Genomic DNA, 18,281 nt, shown 5'->3' with positions numbered 1-18,281 from the left:
ATTGTCGGAATCGGGCGATCGAGCCCGGCAAAACAGCAGGAGAGTCTCATGACCCGCATGTTCTCAACCACTTGCGCAGCCGCTCTCGCGGCCTTCGCCGCCGCGCCCGCCCTCGCCGATATCGAGGTACAAACGTACACCGGCCCCGTCACCGTCGCCGAGAATCCCGAGACGGTGGTCGTCTACGACATGCCGGCGCTCGACAATCTCGATGCGCTGGGCGTGCCCGTCGCCGGCTCCATTGCGCCGATCTACGTGGACTACCTCCAGGGCTACGAGGGCGAGATGGGCACCCTCTTCGAGCCGGATTACGAGGCCCTCCACGCCCTTTCCCCCGACCTCGTCATCGCCGGCGGCCGCTCCTCCTCCGTCGCGGGAGACCTCAATGACGTGGCGCCGACCATCGACATGACCCTCTGGGGCGATGACGTCCTCGCCGCGATGGAGGAGCAGCTGACGGCCTATGGCGCGATCTTCGGCAAGGAGGCCGAGGCCGAGCAGCTGATCGCCAACATCGAGGCGCAGCTGGCCGAGACGCGCGCCGCCGTCGAGGGGCAGGGCGATGGCCTGATCCTGATGACCAACGGGCCGAACATCTCCGTCTACGGCCCCGGCTCGCGCTTCGGCTACCTCTACGACGCCATCGGCCTGACGCCCGCCATCAGCGCCGAGGACATCGAGAGCGAGGAGGCCACCCACGGCGACGCCATCTCCTTCGAGTTCATCGCGGAAGCGGACCCGGACTGGCTGCTGGTGCTCGACCGCGCCGCCGCCATCGGCTCCGGCGACCAGAGCGCCGAGGCGACGCTCGACAACGCCATCATGCGCGAGACCTCCGTCTGGCAGGACGGCCGGGTCGTCTACCTCAACTCCGCCGATCTCTACATCGCCATGGGCGGCTACACCTCGACCATGACGACGCTGGAGCTGATCGAGGACGTCTTCGCCGGCGCCGGCTCCTGAGGCGCGCGACTTGCGCCTTGCCTCCCTGACGATCCCCGCTCTGGCGGGGCTGGCCCTCGTGAGCATCTTCACGGGGGCCGCGACGCTGGATGTCTCGCGGCTCTTCTCCGACCCGCAGGCGCTCTGGCTCATCGCCGTCAGCCGCCTGCCGCGCACGGCGGCGGCGCTGATCGCCGGGGCCAGCCTCGCCGTCGCGGGCGTCATCATGCAGATGCTCGCTCGCAACCGCTTCGTCGAGCCTGCGACGGCCGGCACCGCGCAATCGGCGGGGCTGGGGCTGGTGCTGGTGACGCTCCTCGCCCCCGGCGCCGCGCTCTGGGCGAAGATGGGGGTGGCGACGCTGACCTCCCTCGTCGGCACCGGCCTCTTCCTCGCGCTGGTGCGCCGCCTGCCGCCCAGCCAGCCGCTGCTGGTGCCGCTGACCGGCATCGTCTTCGGCGGCATCGTCGGCGCGGCGGAGACGTTCCTCGCCTACGAGAGCGACCTGCTGCAGTACATCGGCGTCTGGATGAGCGGCGAGTTCTCCGGTGTCATGCTCGGCCGCTACGAGTACCTGTGGATCGCCGGCCTGCTCGCCGCCGCCGCCTACCTCTACGCCGACCGCTTCACCATCGCCGGCATGGGGGAGGATGTCTCCCGCGCGCTGGGGCTGAACTACGGGCAGGCGATGGCGCTGGGGCTGGCCATCGTCTCCGTCATCACCGCGGTGACGGTGGTGACGGTGGGGATGATCCCGTTCGTCGGCCTCGTCGTGCCCAACATCGTGGCGCGGATCATGGGGGAGAACCTGCGCGCCTCGCTCCCCGTCGTCGCCGCCACCGGGGCGGGGCTGGTGCTGGCCTGCGACATCGGCGGGCGGCTCATCATCCATCCTTACGAGATCCCGGTGGGCACCATCCTCGGCATCCTCGGGGCGGTGATCTTCCTGTGGCTTCTCTACGCGCGGCCCGCCCATGCACGCTGAGGCGCTTCCCGCCCCGCGTGCCCGCCCGCGCTCGCCGCACCTGAAGCCCCTGGTGCTGTCGGCGCTGGCGCTGCTGACGGCCTGCGTGCTCTTCATGACCCTCGGCACGCGGGGGGACTGGGGCTTCGTCCTCGCCTTCCGGGGGCCGAAGCTCGTCGCCCTCGTCACCATCGCCGCGGCTGTCGCCGTCTCCACCGTCGCCTTCCAGACGGTCACCGGCAACCGCATCCTGACGCCGGCGATCATGGGCTTCGACGCGCTCTACCTCGTCCTCCAGACCGGGCTGGTCTTCTTCCTCTCCGCCGGAGAGTACGGGGCGCTGGGGTCGCTGCCGCGCTTCGCGCTGGTGACGGCGGCGATGATGTCCGCCGCGCTGCTGCTCTTCGGGGTGCTCTTGCGGCAGGGGAGTGACCTCAACCGGCTGGTGCTGACGGGGATCATCCTCGGCACGCTGCTGCGCAGCCTCTCCACCTTCATGAACCGGCTGATGGACCCGGCGGAATACGCCATGGTGCAGGTCGTCTCCTTCGCCCGCTTCAACACCATCGACAAGGATCTGGTCTGGATCGCGCTGCCGCTGACGGCGCTGGCGATGGCCGCCCTGATGCTCCGCCACCGCCGGCTCGACGTGATGGCGCTGGGGCGCGACGCGGCGACGGGCCTCGGCCTCGACCATGCGAAGGAGAGCCGCTGGGTGCTGCTCCTCGTCTCGCTGCTCGTCGCCATCCCGACGGCGCTGGTGGGGCCGGTGGTCTTCTTCGGGCTGCTGGTCTCGGCGCTCGCCCACCAGATCGCCGGGACATGGCGGCACGCCGTGCTGCTGCCCGTCGCGGCGCTCGTCTCTGCCACCGTGCTCGTCGGCTGCCAGACGCTCTTCGAGCGGGTGCTGGGCTTTCAGGCGACCGTCTCCGTCGTCATCGAGGCGCTCGGCGGGCTCGTCTTCCTCTATCTCATCCTGCGCAGGCCCGCCCGATGATCGACCTCACCGATATCCACGTCACCCTCGGGCCCTCGCCCATCCTCCACGGCATCACCGCGCGCTTCCCCGCGGGGAAGGTCACGGCGCTGGTCGGGCCGAACGGGGCGGGCAAGTCGACGCTCCTCGCCGCCGCGGGCCGCCTCGTGCGCCCGTCCCGCGGCGAGGTCCGCCTGCATGGCCGGCCGCTGGCGGCATACAAGCCGGAGGATCTCGCCCGCCGCATGGCCGTGCTCCGGCAGGACGGCGGAATCACCGCGCGGCTGAACGTGCGCGACCTCGTCACCTTCGGCCGCTACCCACATTGCCGCGGCCGGCCCGGCCCGGCGGACCGCGCCGCCGTCGACCGGGCGCTGCGCCGGCTCGACCTCGCGGGCTTTGCGGAGCGCTTCCTCGACACGCTCTCCGGCGGCCAGCGGCAACGGGCGCTGATCGCCATGGCGCTGGTGCAGGCGGAGGAGGCGCTGCTCCTCGACGAGCCGCTCAACAACCTCGACCTCGCCCATGCCCGCCGCGTCATGGCCGTCGCGCGGGAGGAGGCCGCCACCGGCAAGGCCGTCGCCGTCGTCCTGCACGACCTGACCATCGCCGCGGCCTACGCCGACCACGTCATCGCCCTGAAGGATGGCCGCCTCCACGCCGAGGGACCTGTCGCCGACGTCCTCTCCGCCGCCGGCCTCGGCGCCCTCTACGAGACGGAGGTGGAGGTCGCCCATATCGACGGCCGCCGCATCATCCTGCCCATCTGAGCGGCAAGCGGGCGGCCCCCCTGTCTTTGGTCCGAAAAAAATCTCGGGGGGCGCCGCAGGTGCGGGGCAGACAGCCCCTCCGCCACCCCGCGGTGCCGCCGGCTCAGGGCCGCATCACCCGGCGCCCCGTCCGCTCCGGCACCAGCCAGTCCGGCCAGCCCCAGAGCCGCTCGATCCCCCAGAGGACGGCGCAGACGGCGATCACCCCCAGCACCACCATGACCATCCGCTTCGAGGGTGGGCGGCGGGCCCAGTGGGCCATGCGGAGGAACTGCAACGGGTTCATCTAGGTGAACCGCACCTTGCCGATGAAGGGCAGGTTTCGATCCCTCTGGGCATAGTCGATCCCGTATCCGACGACGAACTCGTCGGGTATGGAGAAGCCCGTCCAGTCGGCGCGGAAATCCACCTCCCGCCGGGTCGGCTTGTCGAGGAGGGCGATGGTCTTCAGCCGGGCCGGCGTGCGGCTCTTCAGCATGCCGACGACATGGGTGAGCGTGTGGCCGGTGTCGACGATATCCTCCACCACCAGCACGTCGCGCCCCTCGATGCCCGAGCGCAGGTCCTTCAGGATGCGCACCTCGCGGCTCGATTCCATCGCGTTGCCGTAGGAGCTGGCCTCGATGAAATCGACCTCCACGGGCAGGTCGAGCTCGCGCACCAGATCGGCGATGAAGACGAAGGAGCCGCGCAGCAGGCCCACGAGGACGAGCTGCTCGGTGCCGGCGAATTCCTCGTGGATGTCCTTCGCCAGCGCCTCCACCCGGGCCGCGATGGCCTTGGCGGAGATCATCTCGTCGATCACGTAGGGGGGGCGGGTCTCACTCATGGGCCCAGACATGCGGCAGACGCGCCCGTTTGCAAAGGGCGATTTCGCCGCAATGGCCGGCTAGGCCCTTGATCTCGTCCGCCGGCCGGATTTGAAGGGGGGCACGAAGGAGCCTGCATGACCCACCATTCCGAAACCCGGCACCTGCCCTACAGCCCCCAGCAGATGTATGACCTCGTGGCCGACGTCGAGAGCTACCCCGAGTTCATCCCCTGGACGGCGGCGGCGCGCATCCGCTCGACCGAGGACAAGGGGGATCACACGATCATGCTGGCCGACCTCGTCGTCTCCTTCCGCGTCTTCCGCGAGCGCTTCGGAAGCAAGGTGGTGCTCTGGCCGGAGAAGATGGCGATCGACACCAGCTACATCGAGGGGCCGTTCAAGCAGATGGACAGCCGCTGGGAATTCCGCGACGCGGCGGATGGGGGCTGCGACGTGCATTTCAACGTCGATTTCGAGTTCAAGAACCGCCTGCTGCAGGGCGCGGCGGGGCTGTTCTTCACCGAGGCGATGAACTCCATCGTGCGGGCCTTCGAGAAGCGGGCGCACCAGCTCTACGGCTGAGGCCGGGTGGAGACGTGGGAGGGGGCTCTGCCCCCGCCTTCGGCCCCCCGGGATATCTGAAGAAAAGCGAGGTCAGAGCGGCGCGTAGAGGTCGATGCGGTGGCCCGACGGGTCTTCGACGGTCGCGTAGCGCTGGCCCCAGGGCGCGTCCCAGGCGGGCACCTTGACGGTCTGGCCGGCAGCACCAATGCGGGCGGCGAGGCTGTCGACCTCCGCCGGCGTGTCGCAGCGCAGGGCGAAGATCGAGGCGTTGCCGGCGCGGGGCGGCTCTCCGAGGAGGCTCTCGATCAGCTCGATCGTGTCGATCATCACACGCACCTCGCCGCCGGGCAGGCTGCCTTCGACATGCTGCTCGCTCATCGCCTCGTCGGGGAAGACGAAGCCGAGAAGCTCGTAGAACGCGGTGCTTTCGGACAGGTCATGGGCGAAGACGCTGACGGCATCTAGGACGGGCATGGCGGGCTCCAGCATGAGAACAATACGGGAACGTTAGGCCTTGGGCGCACTCCGGTCAATCGCCTCGGCGAGGAGCGCGAGCGCATGGGCGGCGGCGGCGGCGCGCACCGTCGCGCGGCCGGGCGCGCCGAACTCCACCGTCTCCGTCCAGTCGCCGCCAGCGCCGGCGATGGCGAAGCAGACGCGGCCCTCGGGCTTGTGCTCCGAGCCGCCGGGGCCGGCGATGCCGGTGATCGAGACGGCGATGTCGGCGTGGGAGTGGGCGAGCGCGCCCGCTGCCATCTCCACCGCCACCTCGGGCGAGACGGCGCCGTGGGCGGCGAGTGTCGCCTCCGCCACGCCCAACATCTCGCGCTTGGCGTCGTTGGAATAGGTGACGAAGCCCCGCTCCAGCACGTCGGAGGAGCCGGGGATGTCGGTCAGCGCGGCGCTGACCATGCCGCCGGTGCAGCTCTCCGCCGCCGCGAGGCGCAGATGCTTGCGGCGGGCGGCCTCCAGCACCGCCTCGGGGGAGGCGGGCAGGCTCACATCAGCAGCCCGTGGGCGAGGCCGGCAAAGAGGATCGTCACCAGCGCCGCGAAGACGCCCGCCACGATATCGTCGGCCATCAGCCCCCAGACATCGCCGCGCGCGTCGAGCTTGCCGACGAGCCACGGCTTCCAGATGTCGAAAAGGCGGAAGAGCACGAAGGCGGCGATCCAGCCGGGCCAGAGCGCCAGCACGCCGGCGCCCATGGCCCAGGCGCCGAAGGTGACGGGCAGCAGGGCGATCATCTGGCCGACCACCTCGTCGATGACGACGTGGGAGGGGTCGCTGTCACCTGTCGCCGCCATCTCCGCCTTCGCGGCGGCAACGCCGAGCGGGATGAGGAGGAGGGCCACGATCAGCACCAGCCACGGCCCGCCGAGGACGTGCAGCGCCCAGGTGAGCGGCAGCGCGCCGAGCGAGCCCCAGGTGCCGGGGCCGGGGCGGAGCCGGCCGAGGCCGAAGACAATGGCGACGAGATGCATCATGGGCGGACCAGGGTTGCTGTGGCGAGGGCGGCGATCCCCTCTTCGCGGCCGGTGAAGCCCAGCCGCTCTGAGGTGGTTGCCTTGACGGAGATAGCCTCCGCGGCGACGCCGGCAATCTCGGCCAGCCGGACGCGCATGGCTTCGGCATGGGGGCCGATCTTCGGGCGCTCGCAGACGAGGGTGACGTCGGCGTGGGAGAGACGCCAGCCCTGCGCGCGCGCCAGCTCGGCGGCATGGGCGAGGAAGATGTGGCTTTCGGCCCCCTTCCACTGCGGGTCGGAAGGCGGGAAATGCTGGCCGATGTCTCCGGCCGAGAGGGCGCCGTAGATGGCGTCGGTCAGCGCGTGCATCCCGACATCGGCGTCGGAATGGCCCTGCAGCATGCGGTCATGCGGCACCTTGATGCCGCAGAGCCAGACATGGTCGCCGGTGCCGAAGCGGTGCACGTCGTAGCCGTTGCCGACACGCACCTGCGGCGCGGCCGAGTTGAGGGCGGGGGCGAGCAGGCGCTCGGCGCGGGCGAAATCCTCGGGATGGGTCACCTTGAGATTGTCCTCCTCTCCCGGGACGATGGCCACCTCGATCCCGGCAGCGCGGGCGACGGCCACATCGTCGGCCGCCTCGCCCTCATGCGCCCGGTGGGCGGCCAGGATGGCGGCAAAGCGAAAGCCCTGCGGGGTCTGCGCCCGCCAGAGGCCGTCGCGCGGGTGTGACGCTTCCACCGTAGAATCGCCGCGCCAGAGGGCATCGGTGACGGGCAGGGCGGGGGCGGCGGCCTCGGCCGTCTGCAGCGCGCCCAAAACGCGGGCGACGAGGGCAGGGGAGGCGCAGGGACGGGCGGCATCGTGGATGAGAACATGCTCCGGCGACAGCTCCTCCAGCGCCTCCAGCCCGGCACGGACGGAGGCGGCGCGGCTGGCGCCCCCGGCGACGACATTGTGGCCGGCGGCGCGCAGAGCCTCCGCCTCGGGGGAGGCTGGATCCTCCAGCGTGATGCACACGCCGGCAAGGCCATCGATTTGCTGAAAGGGCGCAAGGGCATGGGCGATCATCGGCCGCCCGGCGAGCGGGCGGAACTGCTTGGGCTGGCCGCCCCCCGCCCGGGTGCCCCGCCCGGCGGCGGTGAGGATCAGGGCCCAGCCCATGCGTGACCTCCAAAATGCGTCTGGCACCTCTTATGTCCTGATGAGGACAGGTGCAAACCGCCCCATCGGGCGCCCGCTTATGCTTAAATAATGGGCAGGTTATGACAGATTTACGATTGACGCTTGGGCGCAATTGCCTTCCGGGCCGGGCCACGTCACAACGGCGTTAGGGGCGCACAACGATTAGGCATTCGATCAACCACATGGCACCTCAGCTTGCCGAGACCCGTGACGGCCGCCTTCCCGGCGCCGGAGCCGCCCGCCCCGTGGCGCTGGCGCCCATGGCCGGCATCACCGATCTGCCCTTCCGCCGCCTCGTCCGCCGCTTCGGCGCCGACTGGGTGACGTCGGAGATGGTGGCCACGCGCGAGATGCTCTGCGGCACCAAGGGCGCCGAGGCGCGGGCCGAGCTGGGGGAGGATGCCGCCGGCTCCGCCATCCAGCTCATCGGCTGCGAGCCGGCGCCGATGGAAGAGGTGGCGCGGATGCTCGCCTCCCTCGGCGCCGCGGCGCTCGACATCAACATGGGCTGCCCGGCGAAGAAGGTCACCTCCGGCTGGTCCGGCTCCGCGCTCATGCGCGACGAGGACGCGGCGCTGGCGATCATCGAGGCGGTGGTGCGCGGCGCCGGCGACCTGCCGGTGACGCTGAAGATGCGGCTCGGCTGGGACGACGAAAGCCGCAACGCCGCCGCCATCGCTGCCCGGGCCGAGGCGGCGGGCGTGCGGCGGATCGTGGTGCACGGGCGCACGCGCTGCCAGTTCTACAAGGGCTCCGCCGACTGGGCGGCGATCCGCGCCGTGGTCGAGGCGGTGTCGATCCCCGTCATCGCCAATGGCGACATCGTCACGGACCGGGACGCGGGCGAGGCGCTCCGCCTCTCGGGCGCCGCCGGGGTCATGGTCGGCCGTGGGGCGCAGGGGGCGCCGTGGCGGCCGGCGGAGATCGCGGCTCGGCTCACTGGCGCCGAGGGCCCGGATATCCCGCTGGGGGAGGCGCTCGCCGCGCTCGTCGCCGAGCATTACGAGGCCTCGCTCTCCTTCTACGGCACGTGGCTCGGGGCGCGCGTCTTCCGCAAGCACCTCGGCTGGTACATGGATCACGCCGGCACGCCGGCCGATCTGCGCCGCCGCCTGCTCACCGCCACGCCGGAGGAGGTGCTGCCCCTCCTCCCCGAGGCCCTGGCGGAAAGGGCGGCGGCATGATCCGCGACCTCGCGCTCTGGAACTCGCTGCCGCTGCCGGCGCTGCTTCTGTGCGACGATGACACGATCATCGAGAGCAACCCCGCGGCAGAGACATTCCTCAACCTCTCCTCCAAGGCGCTCACCGGCGCCTCGGTCTGGGACAAGGTGATGATCGACGCCGAGCTGGAAGAGGCCTTCGCCCGGGCGCGGGCGCAGAAATCCTCGCTCTTCATCAACGATGTCGATGTCGGCTCGGGGGAGCGCCCGCCGGTCACCTGCAACATCCAGATCGCACCGCTCGAAGGCGGCGAGGACACCATGCTGATGCTCATCGCCCCGCGCGAGATGGCCAGCCGGATGACGCAGAACATCTCCTCCTCCAAGGCCGCCAAGTCGGCCATCGGCATGGCGGAGATGCTGACGCACGAGATCAAGAACCCGCTCGCGGGCATCACCGGCGCCGCGCAGCTGCTCTCCATGGGGCTCAAGGGCTCCGACCTCGAGCTGACGGACCTGATCGTCGCCGAGGGGCGGCGAATCGTGAAGCTACTGGAGCAGGTCGAGCAGTTCGGGAACCTCCGCCCGCCGCTGCTGCGGCCGGTGAACATCCACGACATTCTCGACCGCGCCCGCCAGTCGGCCTCAGTCGGCTTCGGCGCGCACATGTACTTCCTCGAGGATTACGATCCCTCGCTGCCGCGCGTCTATGCCGACGGCGACCAGCTGCTGCAGGTTTTCCTGAACCTGCTCAAGAACGCCTCCGAGGCCGGCGCGCATGGCGGCACGATCCGCCTGCACACCTTCTACGAGGCGTCGCTGCGCCGGCGCATGCCCGACGGCAGCCTCGCCCGGCTGCCCGTGCAGGTGGAGATCATCGACGACGGCCCCGGCCTGCCGCCGGACATCGCTTCCGACATCTTCGAGCCCTTCGTCTCCGGCCGCGAGAACGGCACGGGGCTGGGGCTGGCGCTGGTCTCCAAGCTGATCGGCGACGTCGGGGGATGGATCAGCGTGGATTCGGTGCCCGGGCGCACCGTCTTCCGCATTTCGCTGCCGCTGGCACCGGCCGAGGCGGCCGCTGCCGAGACAGAGAGCGATTAAGGAGTAGGAGATGGACGGAACAGTTCTGGTCGCCGATGACGACCGCACCATCCGCACGGTGCTGACGCAGGCGCTGACCCGCGCCGGCTGCAAGGTGCACGCCACCTCCTCGCTGGTGACGCTGATGCGCTGGGTCGACGAGGGGAAGGGCGACCTCGTCATCTCCGACGTCATCATGCCCGATGGCAACGGGCTCGATCAGATCCCCCGCATCGCGGAGACGCGCCCGGGCCTGCCGGTCATCGTCATCTCGGCGCAGAACACCATCATGACGGCCATCCAGGCGGCGGAAGCGGATGCCTACGACTACCTGCCCAAGCCCTTCGACCTGCCGGACCTGATGAAGCGCGCCGCCCGGGCGCTGGAGGTCAAGCGCCGTGCCCCGACGCCGCGCGCCACCGTGACCGAGGAGACGGGCGACGGTGACCTGCCGCTCGTCGGGCGCACGCCAGCCATGCAGTCGCTCTACCGGCTGGTGGCGCGGGTGATGAACACGGCCCTGCCGGTGCTGATCTCCGGCGAGAGCGGCACGGGCAAGAGCCTCATCGCCAAGGCTATTCACGACTTCTCCGACCGGCGCACGCTGCCCTTCATCGTCGTCTCCGCCTCGGACCTCGAGGGCGCCGACGGGCCCTCCTCGGTGCTCGGGCGGGCGCGGGGCGGCTCGATCCTCTTCGACGAGGTGGGGGACTTTCCCGCCGAGGCGCAGGCGCGGATCGTGCGGATGCTCGACAGCCTCGGCGACAGCGCGCCGCGCATCATGTCCACCAGTCAGGTCGATCTGAAGGGCAAGATCGACGAGGGCGGCTTCCGCGAGGATCTCTTCTACCGCCTCGGCGGTGTCACCATCGCCGTGCCGAGCCTGCGCGAGCGGGTCGATGACATCCCGCTCCTCGCCGATCACTTCCTCGCCCGTTCGGAGCGGGACGGGCTGCCGCTGCGCCGTCTCTCCCAGCCGGCGCTGGACCTCGTGCGCACCTATTCCTGGCCCGGCAACGTCCGCCAGCTTGAGAATGCCATCCGCCGCCTCGTCGTCACCGGCTCGGAGGAGGAGATCACCCGTCAGGAGGTGGAAACCGTCCTCGGCAACCAGCCGACGATGGAGCCGCTGAAGGGGGGAGGGGACGGCGAGAAGCTCAACGCCTCCGTTGCCCGGCACCTGCGCCGCTACTTCGACCTGCATGGCGGGGTGCTGCCGCCGCCGGGCCTCTACCAGCGCATCCTCAAGGAGGTGGAGATGCCGCTCATCGAGATCGCGCTCGACGCGACTGGCGGCAATCAGGCCAAATGTGCCGATCTTTTGGGAATCAACCGCAATACCTTGCGCAAGAAGATCACCGATCTGGATATTCGCGTGACACGGCGCCGCAAGTTGATGTAAAAGAGCCACAGAACCGTGGCCGCCAAACCATAGGCGAGCCCGGCACAAAAGGGGCGGGTCCCCCGTGGCAAGGCGGTAACAGTGCGGCGGTCGCTCACGGCCAGAACGATTCAGCGGGTCAGCCGCTGGGGAGGGCAGAGGCGCGTTCAGAACGCGGCCACGCTTCTCCTCGTGTTGCTCGGCCCGGCGCTGGCAGCCGGCACCTACTTCGTGCTCGGCCCGCTCGACCAGGGCGCCTCGGCGCCGCTCCTGCGCATCGTGCTGCTGGTCGACCTGGTCTACATCCTCGTTCTCGCGGCGCTCGTCCTGCAGCGCGTCGGCCGCATGGTGCTCGCCCGCCGGGCGCGCTCCGCGGGCTCCAACCTGCACCTGCGGCTCACGGGGGTCTTCGCGCTCCTCGCGCTGATCCCCACCGTGACGGTCGCCATCTTCTCTGTCCTCATTATCAATGTCGGGCTGGAGGGCTGGTTCTCGCAGCGCGTGCGCAACGTCGTCGGCACCTCGCTGGAGGCGGCGCAGGCCTATGAGGAGGAGCACCGGCTGGAGCTGACGCGCGACGGCCTCGGCCTCGCCGCCTGGCTCGATGCGGAGCGCGCCAGAGAATTCTTCATGTCGAACGGCGATATCCGGCAGGCGCTGGCGCAGGTGCAGCCGCAGATCGACAGGGGGCTCAGCGAGGCCTTCGTGCTGGACGGCGCCGGCAATATCCGCGCCCGCGGGGCGCGCAGCTACGAGTTCTACTACGAACGGCCGACGCCGGAGGCCTTCGAGCGCGCCCGCGACGAGGGGCTGACGATCATCGAGGATTACCCGAACAACGAGTTCAGGGCGCTGATCCCGCTGCAGAATTTCGAGGACGGCTATCTCTACGTCACCCGTCCCGTCGACGGCGCCATCCTCTCGCTGCTCGACGAGACGCAGGAGACCGTCTCCCTCTACGAGCAGCTGGAGCAGGACCGCAGCCGCATCCTCTTCGAGTTCGGGCTGCTCTACCTCGGCTTCGCCGCGCTGCTCATCCTCGCCGCAATCTGGCTGGGCCTGTGGTTCGCCGAGCGCCTCTCCCGCCCGGTGGGCCGGCTGGTGACGGCGCTGCAGCGCGTCGGCTCCGGCGATCTCAACGTGCGGGTCGTCGAGGCGGCGGGAGAGGATGAGTTCGCCCAGATGGGCCGCTATTTCAACCAGATGACGGGCGAGCTTAAAGCTCAACGTGAAGAGCTGATGGACACCAACCGGCAGATCGAGGGTCGCCGCCGGCTCTTCGATTCCGTGCTCACCTCCGTCACTTCCGGCGTCATCGGCCTCTCCCCCGAGGGTCGCATCGACTTCGCCAACCGTTCCGCCCGCCGACTCCTCTACGTTGGCGAGGCGCAGGAGGAGATGCCGCTCACCGTCGCCGTGCCGGAGTTCGGCGCGCTCTTCGAAGACCTGCAGGCCGGCGAGCGAGGGGTGGCGCAGGGCCAGGTCGCGCTCACCCGAGGCGGCAAGCAGGAGACGCTGCTGGTCCGCATGGCCCCCCGCCGCCGCGCCGACGGCGCGCTGGAGGGCTACGTGGTGGCCTTCGATGACGTGACCGATCTCGTCTCCGCGCAGCGGATGGCGGCCTGGGGCGATGTCGCGCGGCGCATCGCGCATGAGATCAAGAACCCGCTGACGCCCATCCAGCTCTCCTCCGAGCGCATCAAGCGCAAGTTCGGCCGGCTGGTGGAGGGGGAGGACAAGCAGGCGCTCGACCAGATGACCGACGTCATCATCCGCCAGACGCTCCACCTGCGCCGCATCGTCGACGAGTTCTCCAGGTTCGCCCGCATGCCGGAGCCCGATCGCGCCCCCTGCGATCTGGCCCAACTCCTCCGCGACGCCGTCGTCCTGCAGCAGGCTGGCCAGCCGGAGGTGCGCATCGAGGCGGATGTCCCGGACATGGCCGTCAGCGCCGATCTCGACGCTACCATGATCAGCCAAGCGCTCACCAACCTCATCAAGAACGCCGGTGAAGCCATTGAAACCTATCGCGAAGAGGGTGTGCCGCAGGGTTACTCGCCGGAGATCCGCATCCGGCTGGAGGCATCCTCAGCGGCCGCCGTCGTCGCCATTTCCGACAACGGCATCGGGCTGCCGGAGGACCGCTCGAAGCTCTTCGAGCCCTACGTCACCACCCGCGACAAGGGCACCGGCCTCGGCCTGCCCATCGTCAAGAAGATCATCGAGGAGCATGGCGGCAGCCTCGAACTGATCGATGCCGAGCCCTTCGCACCCGGCGCCCGCGCCGGGGCGGAGGCGCGCATCACCCTGCCGCTGATCGTCGAAGACACAAGAAAAACCGCATGAGGCCAGAGCATGAGCGACATTCTGATCGTCGATGACGAGCGCGACATCCGCGAACTCATCTCGGACATCCTGAAGGACGAAGGCTACACCACCCGTCTCGCCGCCAATTCCGACACCTGCCTGGAGGAGCTGGTCGAGGCGGAGCCGGCGCTGGTGATCCTCGACATCTGGCTGAAGGACAGCCGGATGGACGGGATCGACATCCTCAAGCACGCCAAGCGCGAGCATCCGGAGGTGCCGGTGGTCATCATCTCCGGCCACGGCAACATCGAGACGGCGGTCGCGGCCATCAAGCTCGGCGCCTACGACTTCATCGAGAAGCCCTTCAACATCGACCAGCTTCTCGTCGTCATCCGCCGCGCGATGGAGACGGCGCGCCTGCGCCGCGAGAACAGCGAGCTGCGGCGCGGCGATCTCGCCCCGGCGGAGATGCTGGGCGACAGCGCCGCCTACCGCGGCCTGCGCAGCCAGCTCGACAAGGTCACCGGCTCCAACGGCCGGGTGATGCTCACCGGCCAGCCCGGCTCCGGCAAGGAGACGGCGGCGCGCTACATCCACGCCCATTCGCCGCGCGCCAACGCGCCCTTCGTTACCGTCAACTCCGCCTCGATCGAGCCGGAGCGGATGGAGGAGGTGCTCTTCGGCCGCGAGAGCGGCGAGCGCGGGGTGGAGAAGGGCCTCCTGGAGCAGGCGCATGGCGGCGTCGTCTATTTCGACGAGGTGGCCGACATGCCCGTGGGCACCCAGTCGAAGATCCTGCGCGTGCTGGTGGAACAGGCCTTCACCCGCGTCGGCGGCACCGAGAAGGTGCATGTCGACATGCGTGTCATTTCCTCGACGAACCGCGATCTGAAAGCCGCCATCGCCTCCGGCACCTTCCGCGAGGAGCTCTATCACCGCCTCAACGTCGTGCCGATCTCGGTGCCGAGCCTCGAGGAACGGCGCGAGGACATCCCGCTCCTTGCCGAACACTTCATCGCCGTTCTCAACCGCGATCAGGGCATGCCGCTCCGCGCATTGGGCGAGGATGCGCGTGCCCTGCTGCAGACGATGCTCTGGCCCGGAAACGTCCGCCAGCTGAGGAACGTGGTGGAGCGCATCCTCATCCTCGGCGAGGCGGTGGGCGATATCTCGGCGCGCGAGCTGCCGGGCCCCGAGGATGCCTCGGGCCAGGAGGAGGGCCGCGTCGTCCTCTCCGGCGGCCTCGCCACGCTGCCGCTGCGCGAGGCGCGCGAGCTCTTCGAGCGAGAGTACCTGCTCACCCAGATCAACCGTTTTGGCGGCAACATCTCTCGCACCGCCAGCTTCGTCGGGATGGAGCGCTCGGCCCTCCACCGCAAGCTCAAGAGCCTCGGCGTGGTCACGAGCAACAAGTCCGGCGCCCGCGTCGCCCACGTCGGCGAAGACTGACGCGCCCCGCCTGACCCCACGCCCCCTGGTTCATCTGGCCGGAAATACCTCGGGGGCGGGGGGGCAGCGCCCCCACCGCAAGGGGGGTGTGGGGGCCCGTGGGCCCCCACGAACGGCAGGGGGCTCGGGGGATGCAATCCCCCGACACTCCCCCGCACATTCCCACCCAGGTCGCCGCAGAGGCACCGATTGACCATGCTGGCCGCCTCTGTCACCCATGGCCCCCACCAAGAGGCCGCATCGAGAGGCGCGCATGAAGGTCATCATCTGCGGCGCAGGGCAGGTCGGCTGGCAGATCGCGCGGCATCTATCGGGGGAGCGCAACGACGTCACCGTCGTCGATCTCAACCCCGATCTCGTCCGCCGCATCACCGAGAGCTTCGACGTGCAGGGCATCATCGGCCACGCGTCCTACCCCGACATCCTCGAGCGGGCCGGGGCGCCGGATGCCGACATGATCATCGCCGCGACCCATAGCGACGAGGTCAACATGGTCACCTGCCAGGTGGCCCATTCCGTTTTCGCCATCTCCCGCAAGATCGCCCGTCTGCGCTCGCAGAGCTACCTCGACGCGATCTATTCCGATCTCTATCGGCGCGACCACATGCCGATCGACGTGGTGATCTCGCCTGAGAAGGAGGTCGCCGAGGCGGCCATGCAGCGCCTCGCCGCGCCCTCGGCCTTCGATACGGAGAGCTTCTTCGGCGGCAAGGGGCAGCTCCTCGGCATCAAGGTGGGGGAGGATTGCCCCATCATCGACACGCCGCTGCGCCAGCTGACCGATCTCTTCTCCACCCTGCGCGCCGTCGTCGTAGGCGTGCGCCGGGGCGGCAAGTTATTCGTACCCTCCGCCGACGACCAGCTCTTCGTCGATGACGAGGCCTATGTCTTCTCGGCGGTCGAGGATGTCGGCCGGACGCTGGAGATCTTCGGCAAGTCCACCGCCAAGCAGGACCGCGTCGTCATCATCGGCGGCGGCAACGTCGGCCTCGGCGTCGCCCGGGTGCTGGAGGAGCGGCGCGTGCGCGCCAAGGTCATCGAGAAGGACCGCCGCCGCGCCGAGAGCGCCGCCGACACGCTGGAACGCACCATCGTGCTCAACGGCGACGGCCTCGATTCGGCCCTGCTGGAGGAGGCGAACGTCGGCTCCGCCGATGCCGTCCTCGCGGTGACGGATGACGACAAGACCAACCTGCTCGCCTCCGTGCGCGCCAAGGAGATGGGCGCCAAGATGTCGATCTGTCTGGTCAACGACCCGACGCTGCTGCCGCTGATGGGGCCGCTCAAGATCGACGCCTATATCAACCCGCGCGCCACCACCGTCTCCTCCATCCTGCGCCACATCCGCCACGGACGGGTGCGCGGCGTCTATTCCATTGGCGATGCCGAGGCGGAGATGATCGAGGCGCAGGTGCTCGGCACCTCCTCCATCGCCGGCCAGCGGGTGCGGGAGATCGCCTTCCCCGAGGGCGTGCGCGTCGGCGGCATCCTGCGGGACGGCAAGTTCGTGAAACCGACCGGGGACATGCGCATCGAGGAGGGGGATCTCGTCGCCCTCTTCGCCATGAGCCCCGATGTGCATCAGGTGGAGCGGCTCCTGCAGGTCTCCATCGACTTCTTCTGATGGAGGGCGTGGCCGAGCGCAGGGGAGGCGCGCCCTTCTTCGTCTATGCCATGGCCACCGGCGCCATCGCCATGCTGGTGCCGGCCTTCCATGCGCTGACGCTGGAGGATTTCGAGACCGCCCGCATCTTCTTCTACGGCTTCATCCTCTTCGGGATGCTGACCGCGCTGATCGGCGTCGCCACCCGCGGCGCGCGCCCCAGCGCGGCGCCGCAGGGGCAGCTGGCGGGCCTGCTCGCCGCCTTCCTGCTGCTGCCCGTCATGCTCGCCGTGCCGTTCTTCGTGGCGCTGGGAGAGGACAGCTTTCTCGAGGCCTGGTTCGAGATGGTGGCCGCCTTCACCACCACCGGCGGCACCGTCTACGACAACGTCGGCCGCCTGAACCCAAGCCTGCACCTGTGGCGCGCGCTCGTCGGCTGGCTCGGCGGGCTGACCGTCTGGGTGACGGCGGCGGCAATCCTCGCGCCGATGAACCTCGGCGGCTACGAAGTTCAGGCGGCCGCCGGCGTCGATGGCGGGGCAGGGCGGCTATCGCGCTTTGCCCGTCACTCCCTGCCGGCGGAGCGGCTGGCACGGCAGGCGGCGGCGCTGGCGCCCGTCTATGCCGGGCTGACGGGGGCGCTCTGGGTGGGCCTGCTGATCGCCGGAGAGGTGCCGCTGGTGGCGATCTGCCACGCCATGTCCGTCATGGCGACCTCCGGCATCTCTCCCCTGACGAGCGGGACGACCTTCACCGGCTCGGGCTTCTTCGGGGAGCTCCTGATGGCGCTCTTCATGATCTTCGCCATCTCGCGCCACGCCTTCGCCCGCCGCCCGGTGATCGAGCGCAGCCGCAGCCTCGTGCATGACCCGGAGGTGGCGATGGCCATGTCGCTGGTCATTATCGTGCCGGGGCTGCTCTTCCTGCGCCATTTCGTCGCCGCCTCGGGCGACGGGCTGCACACCGGCGGCATCCTCGCCGGGATCGGCGCGCTCTGGGGGAGCATCTTCACCGTCCTGTCCTTCCTGACGACCACCGGCTTCGAGAGCGCCGAGTGGCGGCTGGCGCAGGACTGGTCGGGGCTGCACACGCCGGGCCTGGTGCTGGTGGGTCTGGCGCTGGTGGGCGGCGGCGTCGCCACTACCGCCGGCGGCGTAAAGCTGCTGCGCATCTACGCCCTCTACAAGCACGGCGTGAGAGAGCTGGCGCGGCTGGTCCACCCCTCCTCCGTTGGCGGATCTGGCCATACGGCGCGGCGCATCCGGCGCGAGGGGGCCTATATCTCGTGGCTCTTCTTCATGCTCTTCGCGCTCTCCCTCACCACGGTCATGCTGCTGCTGTCGCTCTACGGCGTACAGTTCGAGACGGCGATGATCCTCGCCGTCGCCGCCCTCTCCAATTGCGGGCCGATCGTGCAGATCGCGGGGGAGTATCCCATCTCCTTCGAGGGGCTGCGGCCCGAGGCGAAGACCATCCTCGCCTTCACCATGGTGCTCGGCCGGCTGGAGACGCTGGCGCTCATCGCCCTCCTCAACCCGGCCGCCTGGCGGCGCTGAGGCGCGTGCAATTGGGGGTGGAAAGTCCGAAACGGGCGTTCCATACTCCACTTAACGACG

The 18,281-nt window shown here is 69.6% G+C and carries 18 protein-coding genes; 12 read left to right on the top strand and 6 right to left on the bottom strand.

All coding sequences use genetic code 11. From position 1 onward, the window contains the following. Positions 1-48: 48 nt before the first annotated feature. The 4 genes from GY170_RS10145 to GY170_RS10130 are packed head-to-tail and all read left to right on the top strand — an operon-like array spanning position 49 to position 3,652. Positions 49-963, top strand: coding sequence for a siderophore ABC transporter substrate-binding protein (locus GY170_RS10145; protein WP_163892980.1), 915 nt, complete (start codon positions 49-51; stop codon positions 961-963). 10 nt (positions 964-973) lie between these two features. Further along, positions 974-1,927, top strand: a complete 954-nt coding sequence (locus GY170_RS10140) for an ABC transporter permease (RefSeq protein ID WP_163892977.1) — start codon at positions 974-976, stop codon at positions 1,925-1,927. Beyond that, entirely contained in the window at positions 1,917-2,903 is a 987-nt protein-coding gene (locus tag GY170_RS10135; RefSeq protein WP_163892974.1) for an iron chelate uptake ABC transporter family permease subunit, read from the top strand. Before GY170_RS10140 ends, GY170_RS10135 begins: the two co-directional genes overlap by 11 nt. Next, positions 2,900-3,652: an ATP-binding cassette domain-containing protein gene (locus tag GY170_RS10130; RefSeq protein ID WP_163892971.1), complete on the top strand. Its 753-nt coding sequence runs from the start codon at positions 2,900-2,902 to the stop codon at positions 3,650-3,652. Before GY170_RS10135 ends, GY170_RS10130 begins: the two co-directional genes overlap by 4 nt. Before the next feature lie 103 nt (positions 3,653-3,755). Here GY170_RS10130 and GY170_RS10125 read toward each other — a convergent pair whose 3' ends face one another. Continuing rightward, entirely contained in the window at positions 3,756-3,938 is a 183-nt protein-coding gene (locus tag GY170_RS10125) for a hypothetical protein (protein ID WP_163892968.1), read from the bottom strand. Further along, the gene (hpt, locus tag GY170_RS10120; RefSeq protein ID WP_163892966.1) at positions 3,939-4,481 is read right to left on the bottom strand and encodes a hypoxanthine phosphoribosyltransferase; all 543 of its coding nucleotides are present in this window, start codon (positions 4,479-4,481) and stop codon (positions 3,939-3,941) included. It lies immediately after the preceding gene. Between the two features lie 117 nt (positions 4,482-4,598). Between hpt and GY170_RS10115 the strand changes: the two genes are divergently transcribed. Next, positions 4,599-5,045, top strand: coding sequence for a type II toxin-antitoxin system RatA family toxin (locus GY170_RS10115; RefSeq protein WP_163892963.1), 447 nt, complete (start codon positions 4,599-4,601; stop codon positions 5,043-5,045). A gap of 72 nt (positions 5,046-5,117) precedes the next feature. Here GY170_RS10115 and GY170_RS10110 read toward each other — a convergent pair whose 3' ends face one another. The 4 genes from GY170_RS10110 to GY170_RS10095 are packed head-to-tail and all read right to left on the bottom strand — an operon-like array spanning position 5,118 to position 7,659. Beyond that, positions 5,118-5,501, bottom strand: coding sequence for a VOC family protein (locus GY170_RS10110; RefSeq protein ID WP_163892960.1), 384 nt, complete (start codon positions 5,499-5,501; stop codon positions 5,118-5,120). Between the two features lie 33 nt (positions 5,502-5,534). Continuing rightward, positions 5,535-6,029: a CinA family protein gene (locus GY170_RS10105; RefSeq protein ID WP_235937831.1), complete on the bottom strand. Its 495-nt coding sequence runs from the start codon at positions 6,027-6,029 to the stop codon at positions 5,535-5,537. Next, a complete protein-coding gene (locus GY170_RS10100) occupies positions 6,026-6,514 on the bottom strand; it encodes a phosphatidylglycerophosphatase A family protein (RefSeq protein ID WP_394351490.1) in 489 nt (162 codons plus the stop codon). The genes GY170_RS10105 and GY170_RS10100 overlap by 4 nt, the downstream gene beginning before the upstream one ends. Further along, positions 6,511-7,659, bottom strand: coding sequence for a bifunctional 2-C-methyl-D-erythritol 4-phosphate cytidylyltransferase/2-C-methyl-D-erythritol 2,4-cyclodiphosphate synthase (locus GY170_RS10095; protein ID WP_163892957.1), 1,149 nt, complete (start codon positions 7,657-7,659; stop codon positions 6,511-6,513). The genes GY170_RS10100 and GY170_RS10095 overlap by 4 nt, the downstream gene beginning before the upstream one ends. Positions 7,660-7,862: 203 nt before the next feature. Here GY170_RS10095 and dusB point away from each other — a divergent pair, with 203 nt between their 5' ends. The 7 genes from dusB (at position 7,863) to GY170_RS10060 (ending at position 18,221) form a co-directional block, all read left to right on the top strand. Continuing rightward, on the top strand, positions 7,863-8,864 hold the full coding sequence (dusB, locus tag GY170_RS10090) for a tRNA dihydrouridine synthase DusB (protein ID WP_163892956.1): 1,002 nt from the start codon (positions 7,863-7,865) through the stop codon (positions 8,862-8,864). Continuing rightward, positions 8,861-9,946 carry a two-component system sensor histidine kinase NtrB gene (locus GY170_RS10085; RefSeq protein WP_163892953.1) on the top strand — a complete coding sequence of 362 codons (1,086 nt, stop codon included), beginning with the start codon at positions 8,861-8,863 and terminating at the stop codon, positions 9,944-9,946. Before dusB ends, GY170_RS10085 begins: the two co-directional genes overlap by 4 nt. Positions 9,947-9,956: 10 nt before the next feature. After that, on the top strand, positions 9,957-11,327 hold the full coding sequence (locus GY170_RS10080; protein WP_163892949.1) for a response regulator: 1,371 nt from the start codon (positions 9,957-9,959) through the stop codon (positions 11,325-11,327). 81 nt (positions 11,328-11,408) lie between these two features. Further along, positions 11,409-13,652 (top strand): sensor histidine kinase NtrY-like, encoded by a 2,244-nt coding sequence (locus tag GY170_RS10075; RefSeq protein ID WP_163892946.1) that lies wholly within the window; start codon positions 11,409-11,411, stop codon positions 13,650-13,652. Positions 13,653-13,661: 9 nt separating this feature from the next. Continuing rightward, the gene (gene ntrX, locus GY170_RS10070) at positions 13,662-15,062 is read left to right on the top strand and encodes a nitrogen assimilation response regulator NtrX (protein WP_163892943.1); all 1,401 of its coding nucleotides are present in this window, start codon (positions 13,662-13,664) and stop codon (positions 15,060-15,062) included. 253 nt (positions 15,063-15,315) lie between these two features. Continuing rightward, a complete protein-coding gene (trkA, locus tag GY170_RS10065) occupies positions 15,316-16,686 on the top strand; it encodes a Trk system potassium transporter TrkA (protein WP_163892941.1) in 1,371 nt (456 codons plus the stop codon). Further along, positions 16,686-18,221, top strand: a complete 1,536-nt coding sequence (locus GY170_RS10060; RefSeq protein WP_163892936.1) for a TrkH family potassium uptake protein — start codon at positions 16,686-16,688, stop codon at positions 18,219-18,221. Before trkA ends, GY170_RS10060 begins: the two co-directional genes overlap by 1 nt. Positions 18,222-18,281: the final 60 nt, after the last annotated feature.

Origin of the sequence: Pseudoroseicyclus tamaricis (assembly GCF_012070395.1) — a bacterium.
GTDB classification, from domain to species: domain Bacteria; phylum Pseudomonadota; class Alphaproteobacteria; order Rhodobacterales; family Rhodobacteraceae; genus Pseudoroseicyclus_A; species Pseudoroseicyclus_A tamaricis.
This window is presented reverse-complemented; position numbering and strand designations above follow the sequence as displayed.